20 protein-coding genes are annotated in these 24517 nt (G+C 43.6%); 3 read left to right on the top strand and 17 right to left on the bottom strand.

Features of this window, described 5'->3' with window-relative positions; genetic code table 11:
* The first annotated feature begins 150 nt into the window (after window positions 1-150).
* Window positions 151-1281 carry a DUF1570 domain-containing protein gene (locus HUZ36_RS16675; protein WP_176033465.1) on the top strand — a complete coding sequence of 377 codons (1131 nt, stop codon included), beginning with the start codon at window positions 151-153 and terminating at the stop codon, window positions 1279-1281.
* 53 nt (window positions 1282-1334) lie between these two features.
* Here HUZ36_RS16675 and HUZ36_RS16680 read toward each other — a convergent pair whose 3' ends face one another.
* The 3 genes from HUZ36_RS16680 to serB all read right to left on the bottom strand — a co-directional run bounded on the left by HUZ36_RS16680 (window position 1335) and on the right by serB (window position 3554).
* Entirely contained in the window at window positions 1335-1937 is a 603-nt protein-coding gene (locus tag HUZ36_RS16680) for a hypothetical protein (protein ID WP_128731012.1), read from the bottom strand.
* 151 nt (window positions 1938-2088) lie between these two features.
* Window positions 2089-2361, bottom strand: a complete 273-nt coding sequence (locus tag HUZ36_RS16685; RefSeq protein ID WP_128731013.1) for a helix-turn-helix domain-containing protein — start codon at window positions 2359-2361, stop codon at window positions 2089-2091.
* A gap of 179 nt (window positions 2362-2540) precedes the next feature.
* On the bottom strand, window positions 2541-3554 hold the full coding sequence (gene serB, locus HUZ36_RS16690) for a phosphoserine phosphatase SerB (RefSeq protein WP_176033466.1): 1014 nt from the start codon (window positions 3552-3554) through the stop codon (window positions 2541-2543).
* A 95-nt stretch (window positions 3555-3649) separates the two neighbouring features.
* On the opposite strand from serB, the gene HUZ36_RS16695 reads away from it, so the two are divergent.
* Window positions 3650-4285 carry an AhpA/YtjB family protein gene (locus HUZ36_RS16695; protein WP_176033467.1) on the top strand — a complete coding sequence of 212 codons (636 nt, stop codon included), beginning with the start codon at window positions 3650-3652 and terminating at the stop codon, window positions 4283-4285.
* A 79-nt stretch (window positions 4286-4364) separates the two neighbouring features.
* Window positions 4365-5093, top strand: a complete 729-nt coding sequence (locus HUZ36_RS16700) for a thioesterase II family protein (RefSeq protein WP_176033468.1) — start codon at window positions 4365-4367, stop codon at window positions 5091-5093.
* A gap of 363 nt (window positions 5094-5456) precedes the next feature.
* Here the strand turns inward: HUZ36_RS16700 and HUZ36_RS16705 are convergent, their stop codons facing one another.
* The 14 genes from HUZ36_RS16705 to HUZ36_RS16770 all read right to left on the bottom strand — a co-directional run bounded on the left by HUZ36_RS16705 (window position 5457) and on the right by HUZ36_RS16770 (window position 24516).
* On the bottom strand, window positions 5457-6260 hold the full coding sequence (locus HUZ36_RS16705) for a TatD family hydrolase (protein ID WP_176033469.1): 804 nt from the start codon (window positions 6258-6260) through the stop codon (window positions 5457-5459).
* Window positions 6226-6867: a pyridoxamine 5'-phosphate oxidase gene (gene pdxH / locus HUZ36_RS16710; protein ID WP_206644506.1), complete on the bottom strand. Its 642-nt coding sequence runs from the start codon at window positions 6865-6867 to the stop codon at window positions 6226-6228. Before pdxH ends, HUZ36_RS16705 begins: the two co-directional genes overlap by 35 nt.
* A 117-nt stretch (window positions 6868-6984) precedes the next feature.
* Window positions 6985-8727 (bottom strand): arginine--tRNA ligase, encoded by a 1743-nt coding sequence (argS, locus tag HUZ36_RS16715; protein WP_125250490.1) that lies wholly within the window; start codon window positions 8725-8727, stop codon window positions 6985-6987.
* A 24-nt stretch (window positions 8728-8751) separates the two neighbouring features.
* Window positions 8752-10341, bottom strand: coding sequence for a peptide chain release factor 3 (gene prfC / locus HUZ36_RS16720; protein WP_147388818.1), 1590 nt, complete (start codon window positions 10339-10341; stop codon window positions 8752-8754).
* 158 nt (window positions 10342-10499) lie between these two features.
* The gene (locus HUZ36_RS21985; protein WP_176033470.1) at window positions 10500-11450 is read right to left on the bottom strand and encodes a sensor domain-containing diguanylate cyclase; all 951 of its coding nucleotides are present in this window, start codon (window positions 11448-11450) and stop codon (window positions 10500-10502) included.
* Between the two features lie 70 nt (window positions 11451-11520).
* Window positions 11521-12282 (bottom strand): hypothetical protein, encoded by a 762-nt coding sequence (locus tag HUZ36_RS16730; protein ID WP_176033471.1) that lies wholly within the window; start codon window positions 12280-12282, stop codon window positions 11521-11523.
* 10 nt (window positions 12283-12292) lie between these two features.
* On the bottom strand, window positions 12293-13528 hold the full coding sequence (locus HUZ36_RS16735; protein WP_176033472.1) for a type II secretion system F family protein: 1236 nt from the start codon (window positions 13526-13528) through the stop codon (window positions 12293-12295).
* Window positions 13528-15186: a GspE/PulE family protein gene (locus tag HUZ36_RS16740; protein WP_176033473.1), complete on the bottom strand. Its 1659-nt coding sequence runs from the start codon at window positions 15184-15186 to the stop codon at window positions 13528-13530. The genes HUZ36_RS16735 and HUZ36_RS16740 overlap by 1 nt, the downstream gene beginning before the upstream one ends.
* 9 nt (window positions 15187-15195) lie before the next feature.
* Window positions 15196-16857 carry an ExeA family protein gene (locus HUZ36_RS16745; protein WP_176033474.1) on the bottom strand — a complete coding sequence of 554 codons (1662 nt, stop codon included), beginning with the start codon at window positions 16855-16857 and terminating at the stop codon, window positions 15196-15198.
* Window positions 16854-17801 carry a tetratricopeptide repeat protein gene (locus HUZ36_RS16750; protein ID WP_176033475.1) on the bottom strand — a complete coding sequence of 316 codons (948 nt, stop codon included), beginning with the start codon at window positions 17799-17801 and terminating at the stop codon, window positions 16854-16856. The genes HUZ36_RS16745 and HUZ36_RS16750 overlap by 4 nt, the downstream gene beginning before the upstream one ends.
* A complete protein-coding gene (gene mshL, locus HUZ36_RS16755; protein WP_176033476.1) occupies window positions 17798-19525 on the bottom strand; it encodes a pilus (MSHA type) biogenesis protein MshL in 1728 nt (575 codons plus the stop codon). Before mshL ends, HUZ36_RS16750 begins: the two co-directional genes overlap by 4 nt.
* 37 nt (window positions 19526-19562) lie before the next feature.
* Entirely contained in the window at window positions 19563-22019 is a 2457-nt protein-coding gene (locus tag HUZ36_RS16760) for a hypothetical protein (RefSeq protein ID WP_176033477.1), read from the bottom strand.
* Entirely contained in the window at window positions 22010-23089 is a 1080-nt protein-coding gene (locus HUZ36_RS16765) for a type II secretion system protein (RefSeq protein WP_128731871.1), read from the bottom strand. The genes HUZ36_RS16760 and HUZ36_RS16765 overlap by 10 nt, the downstream gene beginning before the upstream one ends.
* Window positions 23086-24516 (bottom strand): pilus assembly FimT family protein, encoded by a 1431-nt coding sequence (locus tag HUZ36_RS16770; RefSeq protein WP_147388808.1) that lies wholly within the window; start codon window positions 24514-24516, stop codon window positions 23086-23088. Before HUZ36_RS16770 ends, HUZ36_RS16765 begins: the two co-directional genes overlap by 4 nt.
* Window position 24517: the final 1 nt, after the last annotated feature.

Genomic DNA, 24517 nt, shown 5'->3' on the forward strand with positions numbered 1-24517 from the left:
GAATATATGGCAGCAATGAACTTTGAAATTCTATCAATTACTATCTTGTAATCGGAGAGAGTCCATATATGGTATTAATTAGCGGTTGCCAAGACAACCAAGGAACAGTATAACAAAAGCGCTTTTGGGGATATTACAAAGGAAACGACTTTGATTTGGCGAGGACTGGTTGCACTGCTACTTATTATATTCCTATTCTTTTTGCTGGTACTAATTTACCCTAGCGCATCGAAAGACTCGCCCAAGTCTTTATTACAAGAGCTTGGCGAACAATTGGAGATCCAGACCAATAAACTCCGTGCTGTAATAGACCCCTCTCATGTACCGACATACAAACCGCAGCTAAACACTCAACGAGTTACTCAACCAGTTAATCAAAGAGTGCCCACGAAAAAGCCTGAGCAAGTACTGGAACACCTGACAGGCCACAGTGATGTGGTTAATATGTTTAGCGGCATGACAACGCCAACTTGCGCAACTTTAAAAAATAAAGTGTTTTCGTTAAACGCGCAGTCCCAAAACAACCAACATCTGCAATTACAGCTAACAGGTAAAAAACTTAATCCACAAGCCCGTGCCCAAGCACAGCAAGTACTCCAAGTGGTCTACCTGCTATTTCAGCACTTTATCAATCAATCGGCACAAAAAAAAGCGCTCAGTCCTATCCAGCTAAATATGTATATTGCAGCCAACGATGATGAGTATAACGAGTTACTTCTTGCCCGTAATGTCGAGCCTAGTGGTACTGCTGGGATGTATTTTTTGTTTCAAAACCAAGGGTTTGTTAATGGTGGTGGTAGCGATGAACAAACCTTAAGAACATTACTGCATGAGTCAGTGCATGCGCTGGTATTTTATTATTTTGGCTTAACACCTAGGTGGGTAACGGAAGGCATAGCGGAGTATTTTGAGCACCTTAGAATAAATGAGACGGGTCGATTTACGATCTACAACTCAACTGAGGACTGGCTAACGCAACAAGGCCTGCTGCGCACACACTATACAAAACTTGATATCAGCACTTTGTTCAACAGCGAAGACCAATGGCAAACGCTGCAAAATACAACCCTTTACGCTAACACCTATCTATTCACTGGATTTATGATTGAGAGCAACAGTAACGCTTTTTTTGAATACTTGCTTCAAGAAGGCAGTAATCCTTGCAATATTGTACCAGCGCAAAATATTGAAACACTCTTTCGTAGCCACAATGCGCATATTGAGTCTCAATTTGAACAATGGCGCAGCGTCCCAAGACGAATACAAATTGGCCGCTGGTAGAGCGCTTGCTTTGCATACTGGTCGATTTCAACCAATTTACTTGGTCTAAGGTTTTAGCTTTTCAGCTTTTTAGCATGTGTAGTAATCGATAGGATAGCCCACAATTCAATTCCAGCAATGATACTTTTAATTGTCGGGTAGTTATAAAATACCCAATTCCATTCCCAAAACTGCTTTGCGAACTCCTCATCAAAACCAAGGTAATCAAGATTGCGAATAAAGTTTTCAAACATCGCCAGTAAATCAGCCACAATAAACAATAAACATACTGTCATTAATGACATGTCGGAGATAGTAAAATGCACTTTCCCACAGGGCTTATTTCGTACTCTTTGGACTGCCCTTGAAATCACAGGACGATATGCTAACACGATAAAGTTAACCATATCGGTAATAAGATGAATGGTATAGATACGAGTATTTTTCCATAGGTGCAAAGCATCTGCATTTAAGCCAAAAACATTGAAGTGAAATACTGAATACTCGAGCGTTATAATAGTTAATTGGATCGCACAAATATGTATGGCATTCACGTTTTCTCGATACCAAATCATAATCACTACAAGCGCTGTAATCACCCCCATACGATCTAAGAAAGGATGATCTAAATACAAGACACTTAGAAGTGTAAAATGCAGTGCAAGTAGCAGCTTCATATTTTCAGGAGCAAAGCCTTAAATGTTATTTTTAAAGTGATTTAGTCAACAAATTCAGAAATATAAAACATCTGGCTGTTACAATAAATTCGGATTATACATTCAAGATTGAAGCATCACTCTAGAGTGATGTTCGTTAAGAAAAGTAACTCTACTTTTTAGAAGAAATGTTATCGGTTCTATTTGTATCTTGCTCAGTATCACACTCCCTAATTTGACACATCAGACCTTTGATATCGATGGAGCAGTAAATACATATTTGCAAAAATTGATCGATCCTAGGCTGCCCTACCCCATTTTCCCAATTTTCAATTGTTTTTGGAGATACACCAATTTTATCCGCCATCTTTTGCTTAGAAATCCCCTTACGACTTCTAAGTGCACGAAGGTCATCTCCTGTTATACTATTTTTAAAGAAAAACAACGCTGTTATATCCCTAACATGATATCGTTACTATACGAATGTTAAAGAAGCAGTAAATGAGTCATGCCTGCACGCTTTGCTTCTATGCCATCTGTGAACTTAATAGCGAAGATAGCAACAAATAGAAACAAAAAATTAACAAATAAAGCATTACTCTTTATTACGTTACAAATCGTATATTAATTCGGTACCCCAAGCAAATATAACAGCTGTAGCAGTGAGCCTTCACAAATAGCGGCGTCAGCCTGTTCAACCACTTTTGGCTTGCCGTGAATGGCGACACCGAGCTGTGCTTTTGCCATCATCACCAGATCATTTGCGCCATCACCAATCGCGACTGTTTGCGCCATAGGTATACTTAATTGGCCTGCTAACTGCTCAAGCACTTTCGCCTTTTTGTCGGCATCCACTATTTCTCCTAACACTTTGCCAGTTAGCTGCTCGTTGGCCACTTCTAAGGTATTAGCAAAAACAGCGTCTAGCTGTAACGGTGCGATTAGCGCTTCTGCAAACCAAGTAAAACCACCAGAGGCAATGGCTAAAGACCAGCCATGCTGTTTTAATGATTGGCACAGCATTGCAATACCGGGCATTAATGGGAGGTTTTCCTTTAACGCTTGGATCTGTGATAGCTTCACACCTTCAAGGGAGGCGACACGACGATGTAGGCTTTGTGCAAACGAAAGGCTCCCCGCCATGGTCTGCGCTGTGATAGTTGCCACTTCATCAAACCTGTCAGCCAATCTTGCAATCTCATCAATACATTCGATTTGAATTGCGGTTGAGTCCATATCCATCACCAACAACCCAGGGCGCTCAAGCGTTGGTGCTTGGCTTATAATTGCACCTTGTAGATGTAACGCATCAGCCACAGCCCTAACCTGTGCCTTAGTAGGCAAATGTGAGGTATCAATGCTAAAGGCCAGCGCCACAGGCAGCGATTTATGTGGTTGATAGGCACACACATAAATAGGCTGCGCGGTAAACTCAGCAATAAACTTAGCTAATTTTATCAAGTGCTCACTAGCTACCTCTTCACCAAAAAAACAAAGTGTTTGCCAAGTATTAGCAAGCGGCGGATTTACTTGCGAGAGACTTGTGTTATTTTGATAATGATACCACTGCCCCAGCGACATCATTGTGCGAATAGGTGTTTTTAGCTCAATATCGCCTAATTGAATGATTGACGGCATAAGTTGCTCCTTGATAGCGTTAAGGTGATTTTTAACACGATTGCGCTTAACTGTCAGTATCTATGCTCGGTAAAAGCAGGTAATATTTGATAAATATGAAAAATTTACATGTCCTAGAAGCCCTAAATTCATCTCAAGGACGCAGACTGTTGCGTTTGTGTATCGCCGCTATCTGCTTGGTTATGGTTACTTGGCTTGCTTTTAACACCAGCTTTGAATCACATCGGTTATTGCACAATGGCGCTGACCTCACAGCGCGCAGCTTGACCAAGCAACTAGCAAAAAATGCTGCCTTACCGCTTTCACGTAATGATAATCCGAGATTAAGTGCGCTCGCTAACCATTTAGCTGGTGATGACTTTGTCTTACAAGTTTCTATTTATGACTTTCAAGGACGGTTTGTTGTTGGTAATGACGGTAACACAGCCCCCACGCAGTACCAGCAATTGCCTCAAACACTCCCCGGTTTAAGTAAAACAAAAAGTATTATTTCTGAACCAGTTTATACCCCAACAGGCCAACCATTGGGCTTTGTTAACATGGTATATCTAACAGAAGCTGCGATGTCACAAAGCCATGCTCACTTTCACGAGCTAGGCAGAGTGGTGTTACTCATGTTGATTATCACGATGGTATTTACGTGGCAAATTGGTAGGGGATTAAAAGGTTGGGAAGTCAAACGCAAAATTCGCAAGAAAGTGAAAACACTTGGGTCGCCAAATCGACATTGATTCAAGGCTAACACTATTACTATTGTAAATAACTTGATAATATCAATGGTAATTTATATAAATTCCAAAGACAAAGGATATGAACAATAAACTTTTTATCATTCCAAAACCAAACCCGAATGCCACTCTAAGGTTATTTTGCTTTCCTTATGCGGGAGGTTCTTCCACGATTTTTACCCCGTGGATTGAACGGGCTAATACCCATATAGAGCTGGTCTTTGTGCAATTGCCAGGTAGAGGGGCAAGACTCATGGAGCCTGCTATCGACAATATGCCTGAAGTGATAGAGGAGCTATTACTGTATAAAGACTTCATTACCAGTAAGCCCTACGCGTTTTTTGGTCACAGTCTTGGTAGTCGTATTTCTTATGCTCTCGCTTGCGAGCTACACACTTTGGGGCTTCCTTTACCTAGTAAAGTCTTTGCCTCTGCCAGCCGAGCACCACATTGCACATCGAATAAAAAATATTTACATGACCTTCCTCATGATGCCTTTATAGCAAAGTTACGCGATTTAAATGGCACACCGAAAGAGGTACTAGACAATGCTGAGTTGATGGAATTGTTAATTCCACTTCTGCGAGCGGATTTCAAGATTGCCGATACCTATGTTGCCGAGCAACGTGCCCTCCCAACTCCTATTCACGTATTTCACGGTGTAGAGGATGAGATTTTAGATGAACATATTTTGGCTTGGCAAGCGCTCACCGCTCAACCTTGTACCTACAAATATTTTGACGGTGGACACTTTTTTATCCATCAATATGGCGAGGAGATGATTAATATCATCAACCAGCAGTTAACGTAACCATCGCGGTTTGGTATATAAATAAGGCGTAAAAGTTGCAGTCAACAACGGCGCTTTTACCTCTTATTTATTGCTGATAAGGATGTTTTATACCGTCACAAAGAGTACGTTTGCCCGATAACCTGACCCCGTATATATTTGCTGTGAATGCCTATCGTAATGGGTATTTATACCAATTTGACTTAATACTTGCTCAATTTGAAGGAGTAAATCTGACGCTAACAGCGTTAAAAATTTCTCATTTAGAACAACTAAATAGCAAAATTTTTGCCTAGTTATCGACAAGATTTTCTCGCCTCAAAATAGACCATTTAATTAAGCAAATTGGTATTACAGCATCAACCTTGGTTTATGCCAGTATTGTCAACTTATACCAAATAACTGTTTGGTATTTTGATAAAGCATGGCACCCAACAAGTTTGGTGTTTCAGGGCGGTATTCACAGAGCTTTTCAAATACTTCAACTACGCGCTTGGGCGTATTGACCTTTCCTTGATACCCATTCAGCGGCATGGATGGAGCATCGGTTTCTAGTACTAAGCTTTCAAGTGGCAATTGTGAGATGATCTGTGCTGTTTTTTCACCCCTTGGATACGTGATAGTCCCACCAACTCCAAGCTTAAAACCCTGACTGATATAATATTCAGCTTGTTGTTTTGAGCCTGAGAAAGCATGGATCACCCCACCAAATTTTGGCTTAATGCGCTTAAACACTGCGGCTATCAGATGATGACTCTTACGGTGGTGGACAATAAGTGGCAACTCAAGCAAATTACTCAGCCTAACATGCGCTTCAAAGAGCGAAACTTGCTGCGCTAGCGCTTCACAAGTAGCGTCTATGCCACACTCTCCAATGGCACACAGCTGTGCACGGTTAAGCTTGGCGTGCTGGGCAAGTTTTGCCATATCACCTTCGTGGTGTTTGTCGATAAAATAAGGATGCAGACCCGCTGCAATCGCGCATTCTAGGTGTTTAGTTTTAAATTCAAGCAGTCGTTGCGACTGAGTAAGCGTAACACCTGGTACTATAAAACGTTCAACCCCCGCGCTTTGGGCGGCTTTTATATGCGTGGCTAAGCCCGCTGCCAACTCACTAAAATCAAGGTGGCAGTGGCTATCTATAAAAGCAAGTTTATGGGTTGAGTCGCTCAATTTCCCAGCTGCCATCAGCTTGTTTCACATACATAAAACGGTCATGAAGGCGGTGTTCTCCCCCTTGCCAAAACTCAATTTTGGTGGGCACAACACAATAACCGCCCCAAAAATCAGGAAGTGGTATTTCGCCTTTAGCAAACTTGTCTTTCATGCTACTAAAAGTTTGCATTAATGCTTGACGCGATGATACCGGGCGTGATTGTTGAGACGCCCATGCAGCAAGCTGGCTTTCTTTAGGCCGTGACAAAAAATACTTGGCAACACGGCTAGTTGGCAATGGTTGTGCTTCCCCATAAACAATTACCTGACGCTCAATCTCATGCCATGGGAAATGCAAACAGATCTTGTTGTTTTGTTTTAGCTCTTGCGCCTTTCTTGAGCCGGTATTAGTAAAGAAGACAAAGCCATTTTCATCAACATGTTTGAGCAATACTATGCGCTGAGATGGCTGCCCATCTTCATCTACAGTTGCAACTACCATCGCCGTGGGATCTGCAAATTTAGCTTCAATTGCCTGCTCAAGCCACAGTTCAAATTGCGCGACTGGCGTGTCCTTTAGCATCTCACGACGCAAACCATCTTTGGTGTACTCTCTACGAATATCTTCAAGTTTCATCACAATTTCCTTAATAATACCGATTTCACCTACTTTTTGCTTATCATGAAGAAGCTAATTGGTATAAAAAAGCCGCTATAAAGCGGCTTCTAGTATACCTTAATGCAAGTTAAAACGAACTTACATTTGCTCCATCACTTCAATACCTAGCAAGTCTAGACCTGTTTTCAGTGAATTAGCTACTAGATTACAAAGCAACAGACGGCTTTCGCGTACTTCTGCTGCCACGTCCTCTTTCAAAATTGGGCACGCTTCATAGAATGTCATATACAAGCTGGCAAGCTCATATAAGTAGCTACATAGTACGTGTGGAGTCGCTTCGCTGATCATCAGATCAAGCACTTCTTCAAGTTGCAATAGTTTAAGCGCAAGTGCCTTTTCCTGCGGCTCTTGAATTTGGATGCGACCAGTTAGACTTGTGCTATCGACATTTGCTTTGCGGAAGATACTGCGAACGCGAGTGTAAGCATACTGTAAGTAAGGCGCTGTTGCCCCTTCAAAGCTCAGCATTGTATCCCAGTTAAAGATATAGTCGCTGGTTCTATGCTTTGATAAGTCAGCATATTTCACCGCACCGATCCCTACCTTACGAGCGATTTCTTGGCGTGCTTCATCTGATAAATCAGAGGCTCTGTCAGCAAGCTTTTCCGTTGCTCGGCTTACCGCTTCATCGAGTAAATCCGATAGCTTAACGGTGCCACCGGTACGGGTTTTAAATGGTTTACCATCGTTACCCATCATAGTACCGAACAAGCTTGGCTCATAGCTGGTTTTATCTTTAAGTAGCCCAGCTTTACGTGCAGTGATCTCAACTTGGTTAAAGTGTAACCCTTGACGCGCATCAACAAAAATGAGGATGCGGTCAACATCTAGCTCATTTGAGCGGTAATCACAGGCGGCAAGATCAGTGGTTGAATATAAGAAGCCACCACCTGATTTTTGCACGATAAACACAGAAGGTTCACCGTCTTTATTTGCTAGTTCATCAAGGAATACGACTTGAGCGCCCTGATCTTCTACTGCAATGCCTTTCTCTTTTAGTAGCGTAATAACACCTGCAAGCCGGTCGTTGTAGGCACTTTCCGCCATGATGTCATCACGCGTTAGCGTAACATTTAACTTGCCGTATACTTCTTCTGAATGCTTAACAGACGTGTCGATAAACATTTGCCATAGCTTTTTACAATGTGCATCACCACTTTGTAGTTTGACTACATAATCACGGGCTTTATCGGCAAAACCTGCTTCGTCATCAAAACGCTTTTTAGCATCACGATAGAAGCTTTCTAAATCGGCAAGTGCGACATTTTCCAGATCAACGCCTTGGTTTAACAAATCTTCTAAGTGCGCGATTAGCATACCAAACTGGGTACCCCAGTCGCCCATGTGGTTTTGGCGAATAACGGTATCACCACGGAACTCAAGGGCGCGTACAACGGCATCACCAATAATAGTTGAGCGCAGGTGCCCGACGTGCATCTCTTTAGCTAGGTTTGGCGAAGAAAAGTCCACAACGACTTTGTCAGGTGTCGCATGCTCTGCAACCCCTAGCTTGGCATCCGTATTTGCCGCTTCAAGGCTTGTAGCTAAAAACTCAGGTTTGAGGTGAATATTAATAAAACCTGGGCCTGCTATTTCTGTTTTATCCGCAAGATCTGTAACGTCTAAGTTATCGATTATTTTTTGCGCCAGTTCTCGTGGGTTGGTTTTTAATGCTTTTGCAGCTCCCATTGCACCGTTAATTTGGTAATCACCAAACTGTGGACGCGTGCTTTGTGTTACCGCAGGGTTTGTACCTTCAGGGATACCAGCCGCTTGCATCGCTGCATTGGCCTTTTCAATTAAAATACTTTTAATGTTCATTTGTTTTCCTTTAATGCGCAGCGATTAGTGTTCACGAGTTTCATGGAACTTCACGTCAGGGTAACGCTCCATAGATAAATTCAGATTTACGCGACTTGGAGCGATGTACGTGAGGTTGTCACCACCATCTAATGCTAAGTTTTGTTCACACTTACGACGGAACTCAGCCATTTTCTTCTCATCATCACAGCTTACCCAGCGTGCTGTTTGTACTGTTACGCTCTCGTAAATCGCATCAACGTTATACTCAGACTTCAAACGCGCTACAACCACGTCAAACTGCAGCACACCAACCGCGCCAACAATCAAGTCGTTGTTGATAAGCGGTCTAAACACCTGTACAGCACCCTCTTCAGAAAGCTGCACTAAACCTTTGAGTAGCTGTTTTTGCTTCAATGGATCTTTTAGGCGAATACGGCGGAATAACTCCGGTGCAAAGTTTGGAATACCACTAAATTTAAGCGTTTCCCCTTGGGTAAAGGTATCACCGATTTGAATTGTGCCATGGTTATGTAGACCGATAATATCACCCGCGAAGGCTTCTTGGGCACGCTCACGGTCACCTGCCATAAAGGTTACCGCATCTGCAATACTGATTTGTTTGCCAATACGCACATGATTCATTTTCATGCCTTGAGTATATTTACCCGACACAATTCGCATAAAGGCAATACGGTCACGGTGTTTTGGATCCATATTTGCTTGGATCTTAAACACGAAACCAGAGAACTTTTCTTCGTCCGCTTTTACTTCACGTTCATCTGTTTGACGCGGCAGTGGCGTAGGTGCCCACTCGGTTAAGCCATCAAGCATGTGGTCAACACCAAAGTTACCCAGTGCCGTACCAAAGAACACTGGAGTGAGTTCGCCCGTTAAAAACAGTTCTTGGTCAAACTCGTGTGAAGCACCCATGACCAGCTCAAGCTCTTCTCGGAGCTGCTCTGCGAGGCTTTCACCTATAGCCGCATCAAGTTCGCTGTTATTAAGCCCTTTGATGATACGCTTGTCTTGAATTGTATGTCCTTGACCAGTTTGGTACAAAATCGTTTCATCACGGTGAATGTGATATACACCTTTAAACTCTTTACCACAGCCAATTGGCCAAGTAACTGGCGCACACATGATGTTCAGCTCGGTTTCTACTTCATCAAGTAGCTCCATCGGGTCACGAATATCACGGTCCAACTTGTTCATAAAGGTAACAATTGGCGTGTCACGTAAACGCGTAACTTCCATTAATTTACGAGTACGATCCTCTACACCTTTTGCCGCATCGATCACCATCAAACATGAGTCAACCGCAGTTAACGTACGATACGTATCTTCCGAGAAGTCTTCGTGCCCAGGAGTATCCAATAGGTTGACTAAGGCATCATTATACGGAAACTGCATCACGGAAGTGGTTACCGAGATACCACGTTCTTTTTCCATTTCCATCCAGTCAGACTTGGCGTGTTGGTTTGAACCTCGACCTTTAACTGTGCCTGCTTTTTGTAACGCCTTTCCGAATAAAAGTACTTTTTCGGTAATGGTGGTTTTACCCGCATCAGGGTGTGAAATGATCGCGAAAGTGCGTCTGCGCGACACTTCCTGCAAGATACTCATATTTGACATTGAAATTCTACTTATGGCATTGGTAACCGAACCAAAACTCGGCCACGCTAAATTCGAACAAAGATTGCTATATTCTCTCTGATCTTGGCCATTTTAACAACTTGATGACCATAATTTTCACAGTAAAAATCCATCATCTCAACCCAAGCCACTGTGCACTAGCGTGGCTTTTGTTGATACATTTGCTTGTCGGCACGTGAGAACAAGCTCGCCATGCTTTCAAATTTACTGTCGCACTTGGCAAATCCCGCCGAAAAGCCACACTTGGGTAACTGCTGTGCCTTTAATGCTTGGTAAAATGCAGCTTCGCTTTGATAAATAAAGTCTTGGACGTCATCTTCATTGACCCGTTGCACCATAGCAATAAATTCATCGCCACCATAGCGCCCAATGATGTCATCTTCACCGCTTATTTCCTTCAGCGCTTTACTTAAGCATTGCAATACTTGGTCGCCAACTTCATGACCATAACTGTCGTTGATGGGTTTGAATCCATCCAAATCTAAAAAAATACAGTATAACGACGCGCCAAGCTTAAATGCTATGTCACGTTTATGTTCACCGAGCAGTTCCGTCGCTCGACGATTTAACACTTCGGTTAAAGGGTCTTGCATCGCAATCGCTTTGATTTTGCTGTAACGCTCAATCATGACGAGGTCATCTTCGAGCATATCGCGCAGGTGCTCAACACATTCAATCATTGATGGAGCATAATCGGTTGGCTTAAAGTCCATTACACATAAAGTGCCGAATGACTTACCATTCGGCCAGTGAATGGGCACGCCTAAATAAGATTCAAAGCCATCTTCGGCGACTTCCGGATTATCATCCCATTTGGCATTGCAGCTGGCATGTTGCTCGTAAAGATTGCGATTGTTAGCCAAGACATGCTTACAAAATATATTGGTTTCTTGGGGAATAAAGCCACCAGCAGGATAAGGGTTTTGCGCTTGAGTACTGGAAATCATGACGGTAAACCCGTCTTGTTTTTTTTGTACCACAAATGCTGCAGGCGCTGAGAGTATTTTCGCTAACAAGTCGACTGTTTTTTGCCACTTGACTAACGCCTCTTGCGTTGTATCACGTTTAAATAAATCTGAGTAGGGCACACAGTTGCCTTGCTAAAAACCACGGTGCCCTTAATAATAATTCGCTTAAAATAAATTTCAATTGTACGGTTTACTTCCGTGACAAAGCAGGAATATCCATCATATTTTTATAGCTTGGATCGATACTAAATTGCTTAGCTGGAAATTTCACTTCTTTCACCCGCACAAACTGTGACGATGATTGCTGTCCAGGTAGGCTACCCAAAGGTGAAACATCAATACTGATCTTATTCTCAAGCGTGGGCATGGTATAACCAGAGAGGCTACCAACGTACTGTTGATAGCGATTAAACACAGCGGCATGTTGAGCTGATAAGCCAATATCGGCGATGTCAGCAAAGCACACTTGTTGCTGTAGCATGGCCACGCTAAACTCATAAAGCTCACAACTGATACCATTAATCCGTGCACGCTGGTTTAGCTTTTTTAACTGATTATTGCCATTGCTCTTAAGCTGTTTGATTTGTTGCTCAGCCATGCGCAGCGCACTTTTTGCCGTTTCAAGATGAGCTACATTCTTTAACCCCTCTTGGCTTTGTAATTTTTTTAACTCAGCCTCTTGCTTTGTCAACAAAGCAGACAAGTCACCAAACATGTTATTGCTCATTTCCATGTAGCTTTTTGACGTTGGTGTAACGACATATAGTTTGTTTTTCAAGGCATCAAATAGCTGATACTGTGCTGCGTTATCCATACGCATGGTATGGCCTTTAATCTTGAAGCTTTGCTGCCCAAGACCGGACTTGAATACTAGCTCCACTTCCGCTTGCGCTACCCCTGAAAGGGCCACTAATGACGCTGCAACCACAGTTTTAAACTTTAATAAATTCATAGTACTAAACTCAGAAATTACCGATATTGCCGATTAGGTTATAAATTGGCAGGAATAGCGCGCCGATAATGAATATCATAAATCCTCCCACTAAAAAAATTGCCACAGGTTCAACTAAGGTTTTTAGTTTATCTATGGTGTCATTAACACGGGTTGTATATTCATCAGAGATAAACCGCGCTTGATCTTCAAGCTTACCGCTGCGCTCACCTGTCATCAGCATCCTGATGATAAAGTTAGGGTACGACTTAGTTCGTTTAAACTCATCCGACAAGCTATTACCTTTGGCGACCCCTTGTTGAATCAGTTTTATATTTTCTTTATAAACTTCGTTGGGTACCGCCGCGGCAATTACTCCAAGAGATTTGTAGATATCCACTCCTGAGCGCACCAACAGCGAAAAGTATTCAAACACAAAGGCCATATTTGAATAACGGATCAATTTACCCACAACGGGGATTTTAAGTGCGAGCTTTGAAACCCAATATTTAAACCCTCGATGTTTTTTATAAGCCACCGAGATCAGTAAAAACACTGCGATAATTGCCGCGATGTAATAAAGCGTGTCATGGCGTAGTGAATCCGAGATATTCATCACCATCAGTGTAATGGCAGGCAGCTCAACTTGCATTTGCTGATATAGCTCTGTCATAGATGGGACGGTGTAATACATCCAAAACACACAGGCCAGTAAAGTTGCGAATAACACCACAACTGGGTAGATCAGTGCTTTTTTCACATCCACATTAATACGACCAATACGATTAATATGTTCCGCCGCATTTAGCAATGTTTGGTCGAGTAAGCCAGTTTCTTCACCAATACGGCACAGATATAGCACTGAGTCAGGAAATACTTCGCCTTGCTTTTCCATTGCGGATGACAAACTGTTGCCAGACTCTAATGCCATTCTTAATTCATCCGCAATAGTTCTAAGCGCTGGGTTTTCCGCATATTCAGCAGCATCTTGAAGTGCACTAATAATAGGAATACCGGCTTTAAGCATAACCGCGATGTTTCGCAAAAAGTCTGCAATTTCCGACTTTTTAATTTTGCGCTTTGTCGACCAGTTTGATAGCGCATAAAAAGGTTGCCATACTGCGTTTACCGGCTCTAATGCAATAACGGCACAGCCCTTTCGTTCGTAATATTCATGGGCAGAAATTGGGTTATCAAAAGGCAGCTCAGCCACCCCTTTCATTGCTTGGCCATCGCGGTCAATGACTTTATATTTAAATAACGCCATTAGTTGTACTCCACTTCTTTAGCAACTAAGTTTTGCAGCTCATCAACCGTCGTCGTACCATTTAACACTAAGCTAGTAGCAACACTGTGCATAGACACGTAGTTACCCGCTTTTGCATGTGCATATAGCTCTGACACAGGCTTATTTAACTCAATGAGGTGACATAGCGATTTGTCTACTGACATAATTTCATAGACAGGCACACGTCCCAAGAAACCAGTATGGCCACATGCCTCACATCCGACACCTTTTGCCAGTACCACGGGCTTATCCAGACCCAAGTATTGCATTTCTTCTGCTGTGCTTTGGACTTCTTCGCTACAGTGGCGGCAGTTTTTTCTCACCAAACGCTGAGATACCACGCCGACGAGAGAGTCAGCAATCATGTGGTTACTCACATCAAGTGAGCGCAATCTTGGGATTACTCCCATCACGTCATTGGTGTGTAATGTTGATAATACCAAGTGACCGGTTTCAGCCGCGGTCACAGCGGTATGCGCGGTCTCATTATCACGGATCTCACCGACTAAAATGACATCCGGGTCATGGCGGAGGAAGTGTCTGATTGCATCAGCAAAACCATACCCGGCTTTTTCATTGACCTGAGTTTGTCTAGCCAGTGGTAAACGGTACTCTATCGGATCTTCAACCGTGACAATATTCTTCTTGAGCATATCTAAACTGCTCAAGCCAGCATGCAGCGTAGTGGTTTTACCCGAGCCGGTTGGACCGGTAAGTAAGATAATTCCAGAAGGCTTGTTAAACATACTTTCAATTAACCCAAGGTGCTCAGGTAAAAAGCCCAGTTGTGACAAACTACGCAGTTCCACCTCTCTTGGTAAAATACGCGCCACTAAGTTTTCTCCGTAAGGACACCCAAGCGTCGATACACGAATATCATAACTCAAGCCATTCACCACAACTTCAAAGCTGCCATCTTGCGGTAAACGCTGCTCAGCAATATCCATTGATGCACGCATTTTTATCGTTGAGGTTAAGCGGCTGAGCTCTTTAGGTAATGCAAATGCTGAGCGCATTACCCCGTCAACACGAAATGCCACACTAATGCTTTTTTCCATTGGTCGGATATGAATATCCGTCGCCCGTTTTTTAACCGCAAAACGTAGAATGTTAGTTAGCAACGTGTCTAGCGTGCGCACAGACTCTTTATCGGCAATAAGGTGGTCGATTTCGTCTTGGAGAATCTTTTCTACTGGGTTATTCAGGTAAAAGTAGTGGTTATGTAACAGCTTTTGGATCACCCCCTTTTCTGCAAGGTGGATGTCTAAATGTAGTTGGCAATATTTGTATACAAGCGCCCGCAAACCATCTATGTTCTCATTACTCGTTGCAATCGTTAGGGTGCGCTCATCACATTTTAGTGGAATAAACTGGCTACCTTTACATAAGTTAAAATTGAACTTTTTTAATGCTTCAGGTTCAGGGATATAGTGAGCTAGGTCAATATAAGGTAGCTTTAGTAATGTTGCCAGTTGTTGGGCGAGCGCACGCTGACTTACAAAGCCGTTACGCTCTAGTACTTCACTTAACTTTTCGCCAGTGATCACTTGCTCTTGCAGTGCAAAATCGATTTCATCCTGTTTAATAGCCCCTGCACTGAGTAATAATTCCGCTAGGGTCTTCATTTCTTGTGTCATGAAAAATCTCTAAATTCTAAAAAATTGAATATGATAAAGTACAAACAAGGTTGCTTGATCTAAACTGGCTGTGGCTGGTAGCCCCAATACAAACTGTAACTTCTTAATCGCCCCAAGTGTTTGTACGCCCAACATGCCGTCAATGTCTCCACCGTACAAACCTGCGTTTGCCAGTGCCATTTGCATGTTGCTCAACTCCCCTTGCAGCGAAGACAAACCTGACCAGGTAAAAATACACTCGTGTTTAACGGCAAAGCACACTGCTTGTCCTTGCTCAGAAACGGCATGTAGAGGAAATGACACCACCTGTAAGTTACCGCTACGCTGCAACCAATTGATGATAATGGTGCTATTTTGCGCAGCCAGCGCTGCCAACACGTCCTCTTTTGCGTAAAACTGCCACAGTGATGATGCTTCCTGTTCCGGTAGTAAACGCTGCGTGAGTTCATGTAACGCACGCTCAGCTAACACTTTCTCAGGCGTGGTAGTGGTGCTATTGCCCTCAGTGGTGGGAGTATTATCAATGACAGCTGGTGCAGCATCACTGACCATGCTCACCTGCGGCGCTGGTTTCACCTCAGGCTTGTTAATCGATAGGGAAACCTGCTCAGGCTCACTTACTGTTGAGTCGCTGGAGTCTAGAGACGCTTCGCTTTGTGTTTCTCTTGACGTGATTGGTTGCTCCGCACTACTTTGCAGCCAATCATCGTAGTGGCCTTTGACCTTATCAACCACAGCAAACTTGCTCGCCAAAAAGGCAGCTGAAACCATCACTGCGGTGTAAATACAGCCAAAGATTATCTTTTTTTGGCTGCTGCGATAATAAAAAAACGCTTCACCGACATCGACAATCGCAAGTCGAATAATATCGCGACTGACCACTGACGTTTGCTTAGCCGCCAACACAATCAGTACTCTATCCATTAATAGGTTTACTAATCTCGGCACCCCGCGGGTTGCTCGGTATATCAAGGTCAAAGCTAAGCGAGATACTTGAAGTGCATCATACCCTGACGCTTGGGTTTTATATTTAATATATTGCGCCATTTGAGCCTTAGATAACGGCAAAAACTGACGAGATAACGCAATACGACTTTTAAGTTGTCGCATCGACTTAGTATTCAGCGTGTCTTGTAACTCTGGTTGTCCCAACAGCACTATTTGTAGTAATTTTTCGGAACTGGTTTCGAAGCTGGTTAGCAACCGGATCAACTCTAGGCTCGCGGCTGACAGATTTTGTGCATCGTCAATCACAACGACAGAAGTCACGGCATTCTTTTTATTTAATAGTAAAAAGTGATTGAGCTGCTGTAGTAGCTCCGGCATCTCTTTTGAGCATGGCGTTAAACCAAAATCCACGATGATTTGCTCAAGTAAAGCAGTCTCTTGCACCACACTATTGAGCACCAGTGCCGTTGCCGCTTGCAAAGTGGCAAGTTCTTGGAGTAACACTCGACTAAAGGTCGACTTGCCCAATCCCACTTCACCTGTGATCACCACAAAACCACGTCGCTGATTGAGCGTAAACAAAACTTCATGCAATAATGCTTGCAGAGTATCGTGCATGTAATAATGATTACCATCGGGTACCGCCGGAAACGGGTGATGTGTCATCCCGAGGCGCTCTATATGATGATCCATCGCTGGCATGGGAAACTGCAATCGTGTCATGATGATACTTGAAGAGACTGTAGATAACGCAAACGCGACAATAAACCGCGCGCGCGGTTTTGCAAGGTTATTTCCTTGAACCCTTGCTCTAGTAAGGCTCGAGCCTCGTCATACGACTTGAGCTGCATCTTGCAAACGGCAAGGTTCATTCTTGACTGTTCATCTGTTGGCACTAAATAAATCGCTTTTTGCCAGTAGCTAATTGCCTGCTGATAATTTGCCTGCTGCATATACATATATGCCCACGCCTTGGTAATAAATGGGCTCGTTGCTGATAAATCAGCATCATACTCTTGCAGTAGTATGCTTAGTTTTTCCCAATCTTGTAATTGCATCGCACGGCGAATATCGCCAAAACGCTGAGCGAGTGACTGTTTTGCTTGAGCCTTGATATTTAAATCAATTTTCACCTCAGGCTTCACTAAAATAGGTGTCTCTACCACCTCTGTTTGTGCTCTAGTATTGACATTTTGAGGTTGCTGCGCATCAATATCTGACACGTCGGTGTCAACCGTGCTCACCGCTAGACGTGGTGTTTTTGGCTCAGCAAGCGCGGCAACTTGCTCTACGTTTTTTTCCGCTTGTTGAGACTCCAACACAGGCGCACTCGAAGGCGATTCAGTTTGCAACGGCAACTCTTGCGCGTCATCTGTTGTTACTGCATTCGCATCACTCGGCTGCACCACTATCAAGGGGTCAGCTTTAGCACCATACTCCCTTGACCGTTGCGTGTCTTCCCTCACCTTGGTATCTGCTGTCGTGGCAGCAGGCACCAAACTGGTACTCTGCCAATCCCAAAGTATATACGCCGCGCCTAGTGCCCCTACTACGCAAACAGGCACTAGCGCTTTGGTAAAGCGAGTGTTGGTCGTTGAGGACAAAGCTGCTGGCGTCGACGATGACGTTGACTCCAGCGCTTTGAGTGAATCAAAAATTAGACTCAAATCAGGTTAACCTTTAGTACTAGCACCAGCTCACGAACTCCTGTGCCGTTGCTCTTTTTCTTAAACAAGTTACCAAGTACTGGTAAGCTGCCTAGCACTGGAACTTCTGATTCGTTACGGAAGTCTGATTGATCAATCAAACCACCCATAATGATTGTGTTACCATTTTTCACCTGTAGCTGAGTCGACATCGACTTTAATTCAACCTCAGGCAGGGTCACTTTCACATCAGCACCCGCTTCTACTAAACCGAGGCTCAACGGATTTACTTTGCTTTGTACAGGGTGGATAGACAGATTGATATCACCATTTTTTGCAATGAATGGCACCACACCAACCATTAAACCATCAAATACTTGGCGCGTTTGAACTTCCTGAGTAGTCGAAAGCCCTGTACCCGTACCATTCGTCGTGATACGCGTGTCTGAAATATACGTTGATGATGTACCCACACTGATGATCGCAGGCTGGCCATGCTTCGCACGAATTGTCGGGTTAGATAGCACGCCAACATCGCCGTATTTTTGCATCATATCAATCGCAACTAATGTACTGCCCGTTGATTTGTGGAAAGAAAAGTCTGAAGTACCAGAGCCGCCCATTGGTGGGGTCGTTAACGTAATACCACGCGCACCTTGAGAAAGGTTACCAAACGTGCCAACCGCTTCTGATACACTGCGGGTACCTGCCGAGAAAGCACTCGAAATATCATCACGTAAAATACTCCAATCTACTCCCCAGCGGAAATCATCACTAAGGTTGACTTCAATGATCTGTGCTTCTATTAGTAATTGACCGCTATGAACTTGCTCATAGTTATTCACTAATGTTTTAACCGTCTTCATCACTGACGGCTTTGCTCTTACAAATAGCGTACCTGTAGTGCGATTGAGTGAGTACATTGCAAGGTCGTTGCGCACGGCACTACCAAGGCGAGATAGCTTGCCTACTTCAGCCATGGTGCTTGCTCCAGCAATCGTACCTGCAAGAATATCACTGCTGTTACTACCAACGAGCTTTTGCAGCATGTTCTCTAGGGCGTCATAGGGGTTTGAATTTGGCATTGCAACGCCAGAAATAGAGAACTCACCTTTGATCTGGTTGTTACCAGACCCACCTGAGCCGCCATTTTGACCGCCATTACTGCTGCCACCCAACACGTCGCCGCCAGTGGCAAAAGTACTTTCTACGTCAGACTCCATAAACGCTAAGTTAAATACCGCGTCTTCCATCGGGTTGACGATGATAGTATTGTTTTCAATAGCGCCAGAAACATCTGCGATACGCATGATTTGATCAAACACCATAGACGCACTCACGTCTTTAAACTCCATGCTAATTGAGTAATCAGCGTTGAGTAGGTTTGGATGTACCAATAAGTTCAATCCAGTTTGACCTGCAAATACTTTCAGCACTTGGTGCAGTGCCGCATTCTCAACCGACAAAGTAACCTTAACTTCATCGAGTGGGTTAAACTCAGGTACTTCTACTATGCTTTGTGTTGCTTCATCTAATGCTTGTGTTTCTAGGCTTGCTCTTAGCTTCTGCATACGCTCCCAAGCGCTGCGAGACTGTTCTGCGATCAGCTCATGTGCTTCAGGCTGCTCTTTATGATAAGACTTGCTAAGGTCGACTTGATGACGTGGCGCATTGGCAGTACATCCTGCTAACACAAACGTAGCGGATATCATGGTCATTTTTATAGCAGAATGAGTTAACTTCATAAAATTCTCGTTAAGTCGTTTTAATTGAAATTGGTGATTAATTGTTTAATTCTTTTAGGCCGCCATTGGCATCTAAAATCGCTGCGTTATCGATTGCTAGCTGAACTACATTACGTGCATTCTTTTTCGCCTTTTCAGAGCTAGATACGCTCTTCTTAGCTTCGTGAAGCTGCTTTGCTGTTAATCCGATTACGGCAGTATCTGCCGCCGCTGCTAAGCCGTAACTTACCGTTGCAGCTACTTGCATACCAGCTGAGACGCACATATTCACAGCAAGACCTAAGGAGGCTGCACATGCGGCAAACTTGGCACCGGATTTAACCCCTGAAGCGGCTGTCGTTGCGACCGTTGAAGCAAGTTTTGCTGGTGCCATCGCCATATCTGCAATAGCTTGGGCTTCAGCTCTGTTTGCTGACACCAATACACCACTGGCGTCGTTGTAAGTCAGCACGCTGCTTGCAATGGTTTGCTCAATTGAACGATAGGTTTCAAGTAATGCTGGACAACCTAATTGCGTGCTCAGGTTAGAAACTGAAACGGGTACGGTCGTATCATCATAGGTATTCGAATGTGCTTGCGCTTCTGAAGCGAACAATCCATTGTTATTTACAAGTCGGCTTCGACTATCTAAACGCTGGTTGTTTCCGAGCCTGATTAGCACATAGGCAAGCGACTGCTGAGATGCAAAATTCATCCGCAGCGCTGGTTGGAAACCTGCACTATTAAGGGATGTATATAAGCTATTCCCAACATTTTGCTCAATTGATGATTTAAAAATATTATTCGGTTTTGAATTATCTACCCAGTCCAGCAGTGCTAGCTTGTAGCAAAAATCTCCCAAGTTTGTGAGTACAGGGTAATCATAAGGTGAATCACTCTCATCGGTAGTATCAGGAGCTGTCGCACCAGCTTTTGCCACTTTATCAAGGTAACTTAATAGGTTGCCTGCTTGTTCCTGCACTTTACATTCTGCAACACTAAACCCATATTTAGGGTCTTTGTACTGCTCAGCCATCTGCTCACAAACGTGGGCTGGTGAGTCTTTGTTACTCTCGTACTTATCAACCTCAGCTTGATCTGACCTAAACGCATCTTCAAACTCTGTGATCACACCATCTGAGCGCTGGAATGTATCGCGAAATAGCTTGGTCATGACATTATCAAGGCGAGTATAAAGGCCTTTGAGTTTGTCATAATTTGCTTTTTTCTCTTGCTCTGCAGCAGTAGGTGAGTCTGGTAGGGTGTAATCAAATAACTCGGCACGAGATTTAAAGTCACCTTTAACATCACGTTCAGTGACATCATCCCCCGATTTTTCTTTTATTTTCCCCGTATAATAATCGTCTACTTGACCACGCACGTCGCTAAGCGCTTTACTAAAGCCCTCATATAATGTACTTGACGCTCGCGTGCTTTTATTTGCAAAATCCATGGCTGCTTGATTCATCGCGGTACGGATCAATGCTTCATTACTAGAGTTCAAATCTGTCAATTGGTCAGCTGCAATTGCGTAACTATCCAAGCTGGTAAACCCTTGCTTATAGTAATTGTTTAACGTTGCGTCAGATTTGGTTATCCCGTTGTAGCTACTCACCTCTTGATTAAATTGATCGATTAATTGCTCAAGCTCTGCTCTTTGTGCGTTGACCTCAGCAATCGACATATCTGAGCGAGTCAACAAGGTGTTTACGATTTGGTTAGCATCACCACTCACTTCACCTAATTTTTGGTAGTACTCATGAAAGTCTACCACTTTATGAAGTCTAGCCTCAGCTTGTGTTACTTCCTTATATACCGAAGAGTTTTCCGAGAAGTCATCCGCTTTGTTCGTATCACCATCCAATAAGGTGATTTTTACTCTGCGCTCAGATGCAAGTTTAGAGATATAGCTTTGGTTGATTTCATTGGCAATTGCGTCACCTCGCTTGTCCGCATCGCTACTGTATTTATAAGCTTTATTAACGATGATACCAGCTCTAAACGCGTCTAATTGCGCTTGAACATTTTGGTTATGGGCTACGTTAGGGTCTGGCGTATAGGTTTCTGGTTGCGTGTCATCTGGTGGTACATCAGACACGGTAACGTCTTGAGGAATGCCTCCTTCAAAGTTTACTTTACGAACCTGCTCATTCGAAGACGCTAAATCAAAGCGTTGCCCGTTCAGCGAATCACGGTATGGCGCATAATTTAATCCTCGAACATCGCGCTTTGTTAGCCCCAAGGTGTTATACGGGACTAAACCTTCGGTGCTCGTCAAGGCACAATCTTCAAGACCATCTGAGTCGGCACTATCCGGACAAGGTAACCTATGATGAATAGCAATAAAACCGTTGATTGCTTCATTCACTCGCTCAGCAGATAGCTTTTGTTGTGATACCACATCTAGCTCATCTTGCTTTGCCACCACGGCGCTAAGCGCAACCGCTCCTGCGGTTATCGCAAGCAGAGTAACCATTAAAGGAAATAAACTAAAACCTGCGTGATTTAGTCGCATGAAATTGCACTCCCTTTTTGTTCTTGTGTGAATGTTCTTAAGGTATTACAGGTAGAATTTAGCTTTCCAATATATTCCTGAACTTTGCTTTTTTGCGACTTCGCCCGGTCTTCTGTTTTTTCAGCATTCACTAGCGCTTCAATTGAGCTGGCAACCGCAACAGCAGCCGCAGCGATATCAATTGCAGATGCTGCAACGGCACTCATTGTAGAAGGGTCTCCACTAGTTGCATCAGCAGCGCCGTCTAAATTACCAGCAACTGCAGAGGCGGCTTGCGCTGCTGCTACTGCCATATTGACACCGGAACTCACTCGTACCATGTAGAGGTCACTCAGTGTGCCGTCTAGCGTTCCAATCGTAGAGTTAAAGGCTTCTCTTTGAATGTCCAATAGTCGAATTTGACTTTCCATGCTATTGGCTGCAACCAGTAATCCGGTACAATTTAGCTCTCCAAGTAGCGGAACCAAGCCTTTGCTTACCGCTCTATCGTCACTGATAGCTCGCTCTGTTTTTCCAGGAATAAGGTAGGTATTTTCCCTGTTGTAAATTAATTCGGAGCCAACTTGACTCACAGTATCGACGTTACCATCGCTTAACTGACCATTGTCATAATCCTTGAGGCCACCGCTGATTAAGGTAAACCCGGTTTGACCAGCATTTGCAACCTCATTAGTTCTAATATGCTGACACAAGGTATACATATTCGTCGCATTTGTGCTGCTAAGCACTGAGCTAACCTGATAGCGAATAGGCTGATTCCAAGCGTCTGTAATTACGCCATCAAGCCCTAAGGTTTCGTAAGGCAAGGTACCATAACGAGAACCACAGTCTTCTTTGCCATCTTGATTGGTATCTGGGCAAGGGAGGCGTAGATTGGTTTGTAAATAATTAACTAAAATATCTTCAGCGGCAAAAATACTCGACTCAGTGACCAAATAGTCATTTCTTGTTTGCTGTTTGTTAAATGCACCAAAGCCAATACCTGCAATTACAGCCAGCAGGCTCGTCAATATCGCCAGCTCAAGTAATGAAATGCCTTGTTGCTTTTTAAATGAATTTACACTGTTCACTTGATTTGACCTGCCTGCTCTATTTCACGTGCTTTTTGCAGCTCTGCTCGCATCGTTGTACCGGCAAGTTGAGCTCGCTGGATAAGTTTGTCATGATATTCAAGTGCCGCACTGAGTGTGTCACGAGCATCTCTTTGTTCTGTTGTATTCGTGTCTAGATACCACTGCACTTTAACGAGATCAGCAACTGCAAGCGCTAAGGCAAACCCCGCAGGCACTGCAGCACCGCCTTTAGAAGATATCATGTCATCTGTGGCATCCTTTATTGCCGCAATATTGAAAAGCTTGTCTAAGTTAAGAAAAATCTCATCAAGCTCAAGTCGAGCTATCCCCTCTGCGGTGTTGAGCATATATATTTCAGAGTTAGCTAGGTGAAGCTGATACATGTTCTCATTGGCAATGTGTGCAATACCTTTAAATAAAGAGGTGTTTGCTTGGCTAAGACGCTTACCGCAATTCAACTCTCTATTAAGCTGTGCAAATGACTTAATGAGCGTAGTGTCATCATACTCATTCGTTGCAGTACGCGACTCTGCTTGAAATTCAAATACATCATCGGTATTTCGCTCAGAATAGCCTTCACCCGTAAGTACTTTTTGTGAGCGAGAAATAGACAGTGCGTAGGCGGGATAAATAACCCCAGCTGTCCCATTTTTTGTTTGGATACGCTCTGTAAATAAGCGTTGATTTTGTTTAGCACTGAGCACATCACTAATTTCATTGCCGCGCTCAAGTGCTGTTAGCTGCTGGCAAAAATCAAGCGTGTTGATGGTATTGGTTGTAGTTTGATAGCCATCACTTTGCTGTAGGTCATCAGAGTCGCTGGTTTTATTAAAGCTTCTACCTAAGTAGCTAAAATATAAGCTGGTACTGCTATCAGCTACACGGTAACGATTCACCGCGCAGTCACTTTTTCCCTCTTCACAAAGGGGCTCGTGGTTTACAGGTACTTGGCTATAATGATTGCCTTGGATGACCAAATCTTTGCTGTCTTGCTGCTGTCTGTAAACGCCGTATTCAATGCTCACTCTACGCCATTCTTCATCAGCATTTAGTGCGATTTGCAAATCCGCGACAGGTAAATAACCGACATGCACTTTGTTATCGCCACTGACACCGTGCTCCGTCGGATTTACAGTGACCCCAGACGGCACCGTACAATCTTCACGGCCATCTAAATTGATATCAGGACAGGGTAAACGGTGGTGAGTTTGTAAAAAGCCTAAAATTGCCCCATCGATTTCATCAAGTAGTAAGCGTGACTCACTGATTGATAAAGTTGGTGAGTCTTCGCTTTTCCCTCCAGCACCAATACCAGAGGTCATAACAGGTAAAATAGCTGCAAGTAATAAACTTAAAACGGCCATACTCACTGCTAATTCAACAAGGCTAAGCCCTTGCATACGCTTAAGTTGACTGCGAACCATA

It is taken from the genome of Pseudoalteromonas sp. McH1-7, from assembly GCF_013366255.1.
GTDB lineage: Bacteria > Pseudomonadota > Gammaproteobacteria > Enterobacterales > Alteromonadaceae > Pseudoalteromonas > Pseudoalteromonas peptidolytica.

Coding starts and splice junctions, on each gene's coding strand:
- mshL (WP_176033476.1), bottom strand. CDS start 19,525: ATGAAGTTAACTCATTCTGCTATAAAAATGACCATGATATCCGCTACG.
- HUZ36_RS16770 (WP_147388808.1), bottom strand. CDS start 24,516: ATGGTTCGCAGTCAACTTAAGCGTATGCAAGGGCTTAGCCTTGTTGAA.
- HUZ36_RS16760 (WP_176033477.1), bottom strand. CDS start 22,019: ATGCGACTAAATCACGCAGGTTTTAGTTTATTTCCTTTAATGGTTACT.
- HUZ36_RS16700 (WP_176033468.1), top strand. CDS start 4,365: ATGAACAATAAACTTTTTATCATTCCAAAACCAAACCCGAATGCCACT.
- HUZ36_RS16740 (WP_176033473.1), bottom strand. CDS start 15,186: ATGACACAAGAAATGAAGACCCTAGCGGAATTATTACTCAGTGCAGGG.
- prfC (WP_147388818.1), bottom strand. CDS start 10,341: ATGTCAAATATGAGTATCTTGCAGGAAGTGTCGCGCAGACGCACTTTC.
- HUZ36_RS16730 (WP_176033471.1), bottom strand. CDS start 12,282: ATGAATTTATTAAAGTTTAAAACTGTGGTTGCAGCGTCATTAGTGGCC.
- serB (WP_176033466.1), bottom strand. CDS start 3,554: ATGCCGTCAATCATTCAATTAGGCGATATTGAGCTAAAAACACCTATT.
- HUZ36_RS16705 (WP_176033469.1), bottom strand. CDS start 6,260: ATGGCAGCTGGGAAATTGAGCGACTCAACCCATAAACTTGCTTTTATA.
- HUZ36_RS16735 (WP_176033472.1), bottom strand. CDS start 13,528: ATGGCGTTATTTAAATATAAAGTCATTGACCGCGATGGCCAAGCAATG.
- argS (WP_125250490.1), bottom strand. CDS start 8,727: ATGAACATTAAAAGTATTTTAATTGAAAAGGCCAATGCAGCGATGCAA.
- HUZ36_RS16680 (WP_128731012.1), bottom strand. CDS start 1,937: ATGAAGCTGCTACTTGCACTGCATTTTACACTTCTAAGTGTCTTGTAT.
- HUZ36_RS16745 (WP_176033474.1), bottom strand. CDS start 16,857: ATGACACGATTGCAGTTTCCCATGCCAGCGATGGATCATCATATAGAG.
- HUZ36_RS16695 (WP_176033467.1), top strand. CDS start 3,650: ATGAAAAATTTACATGTCCTAGAAGCCCTAAATTCATCTCAAGGACGC.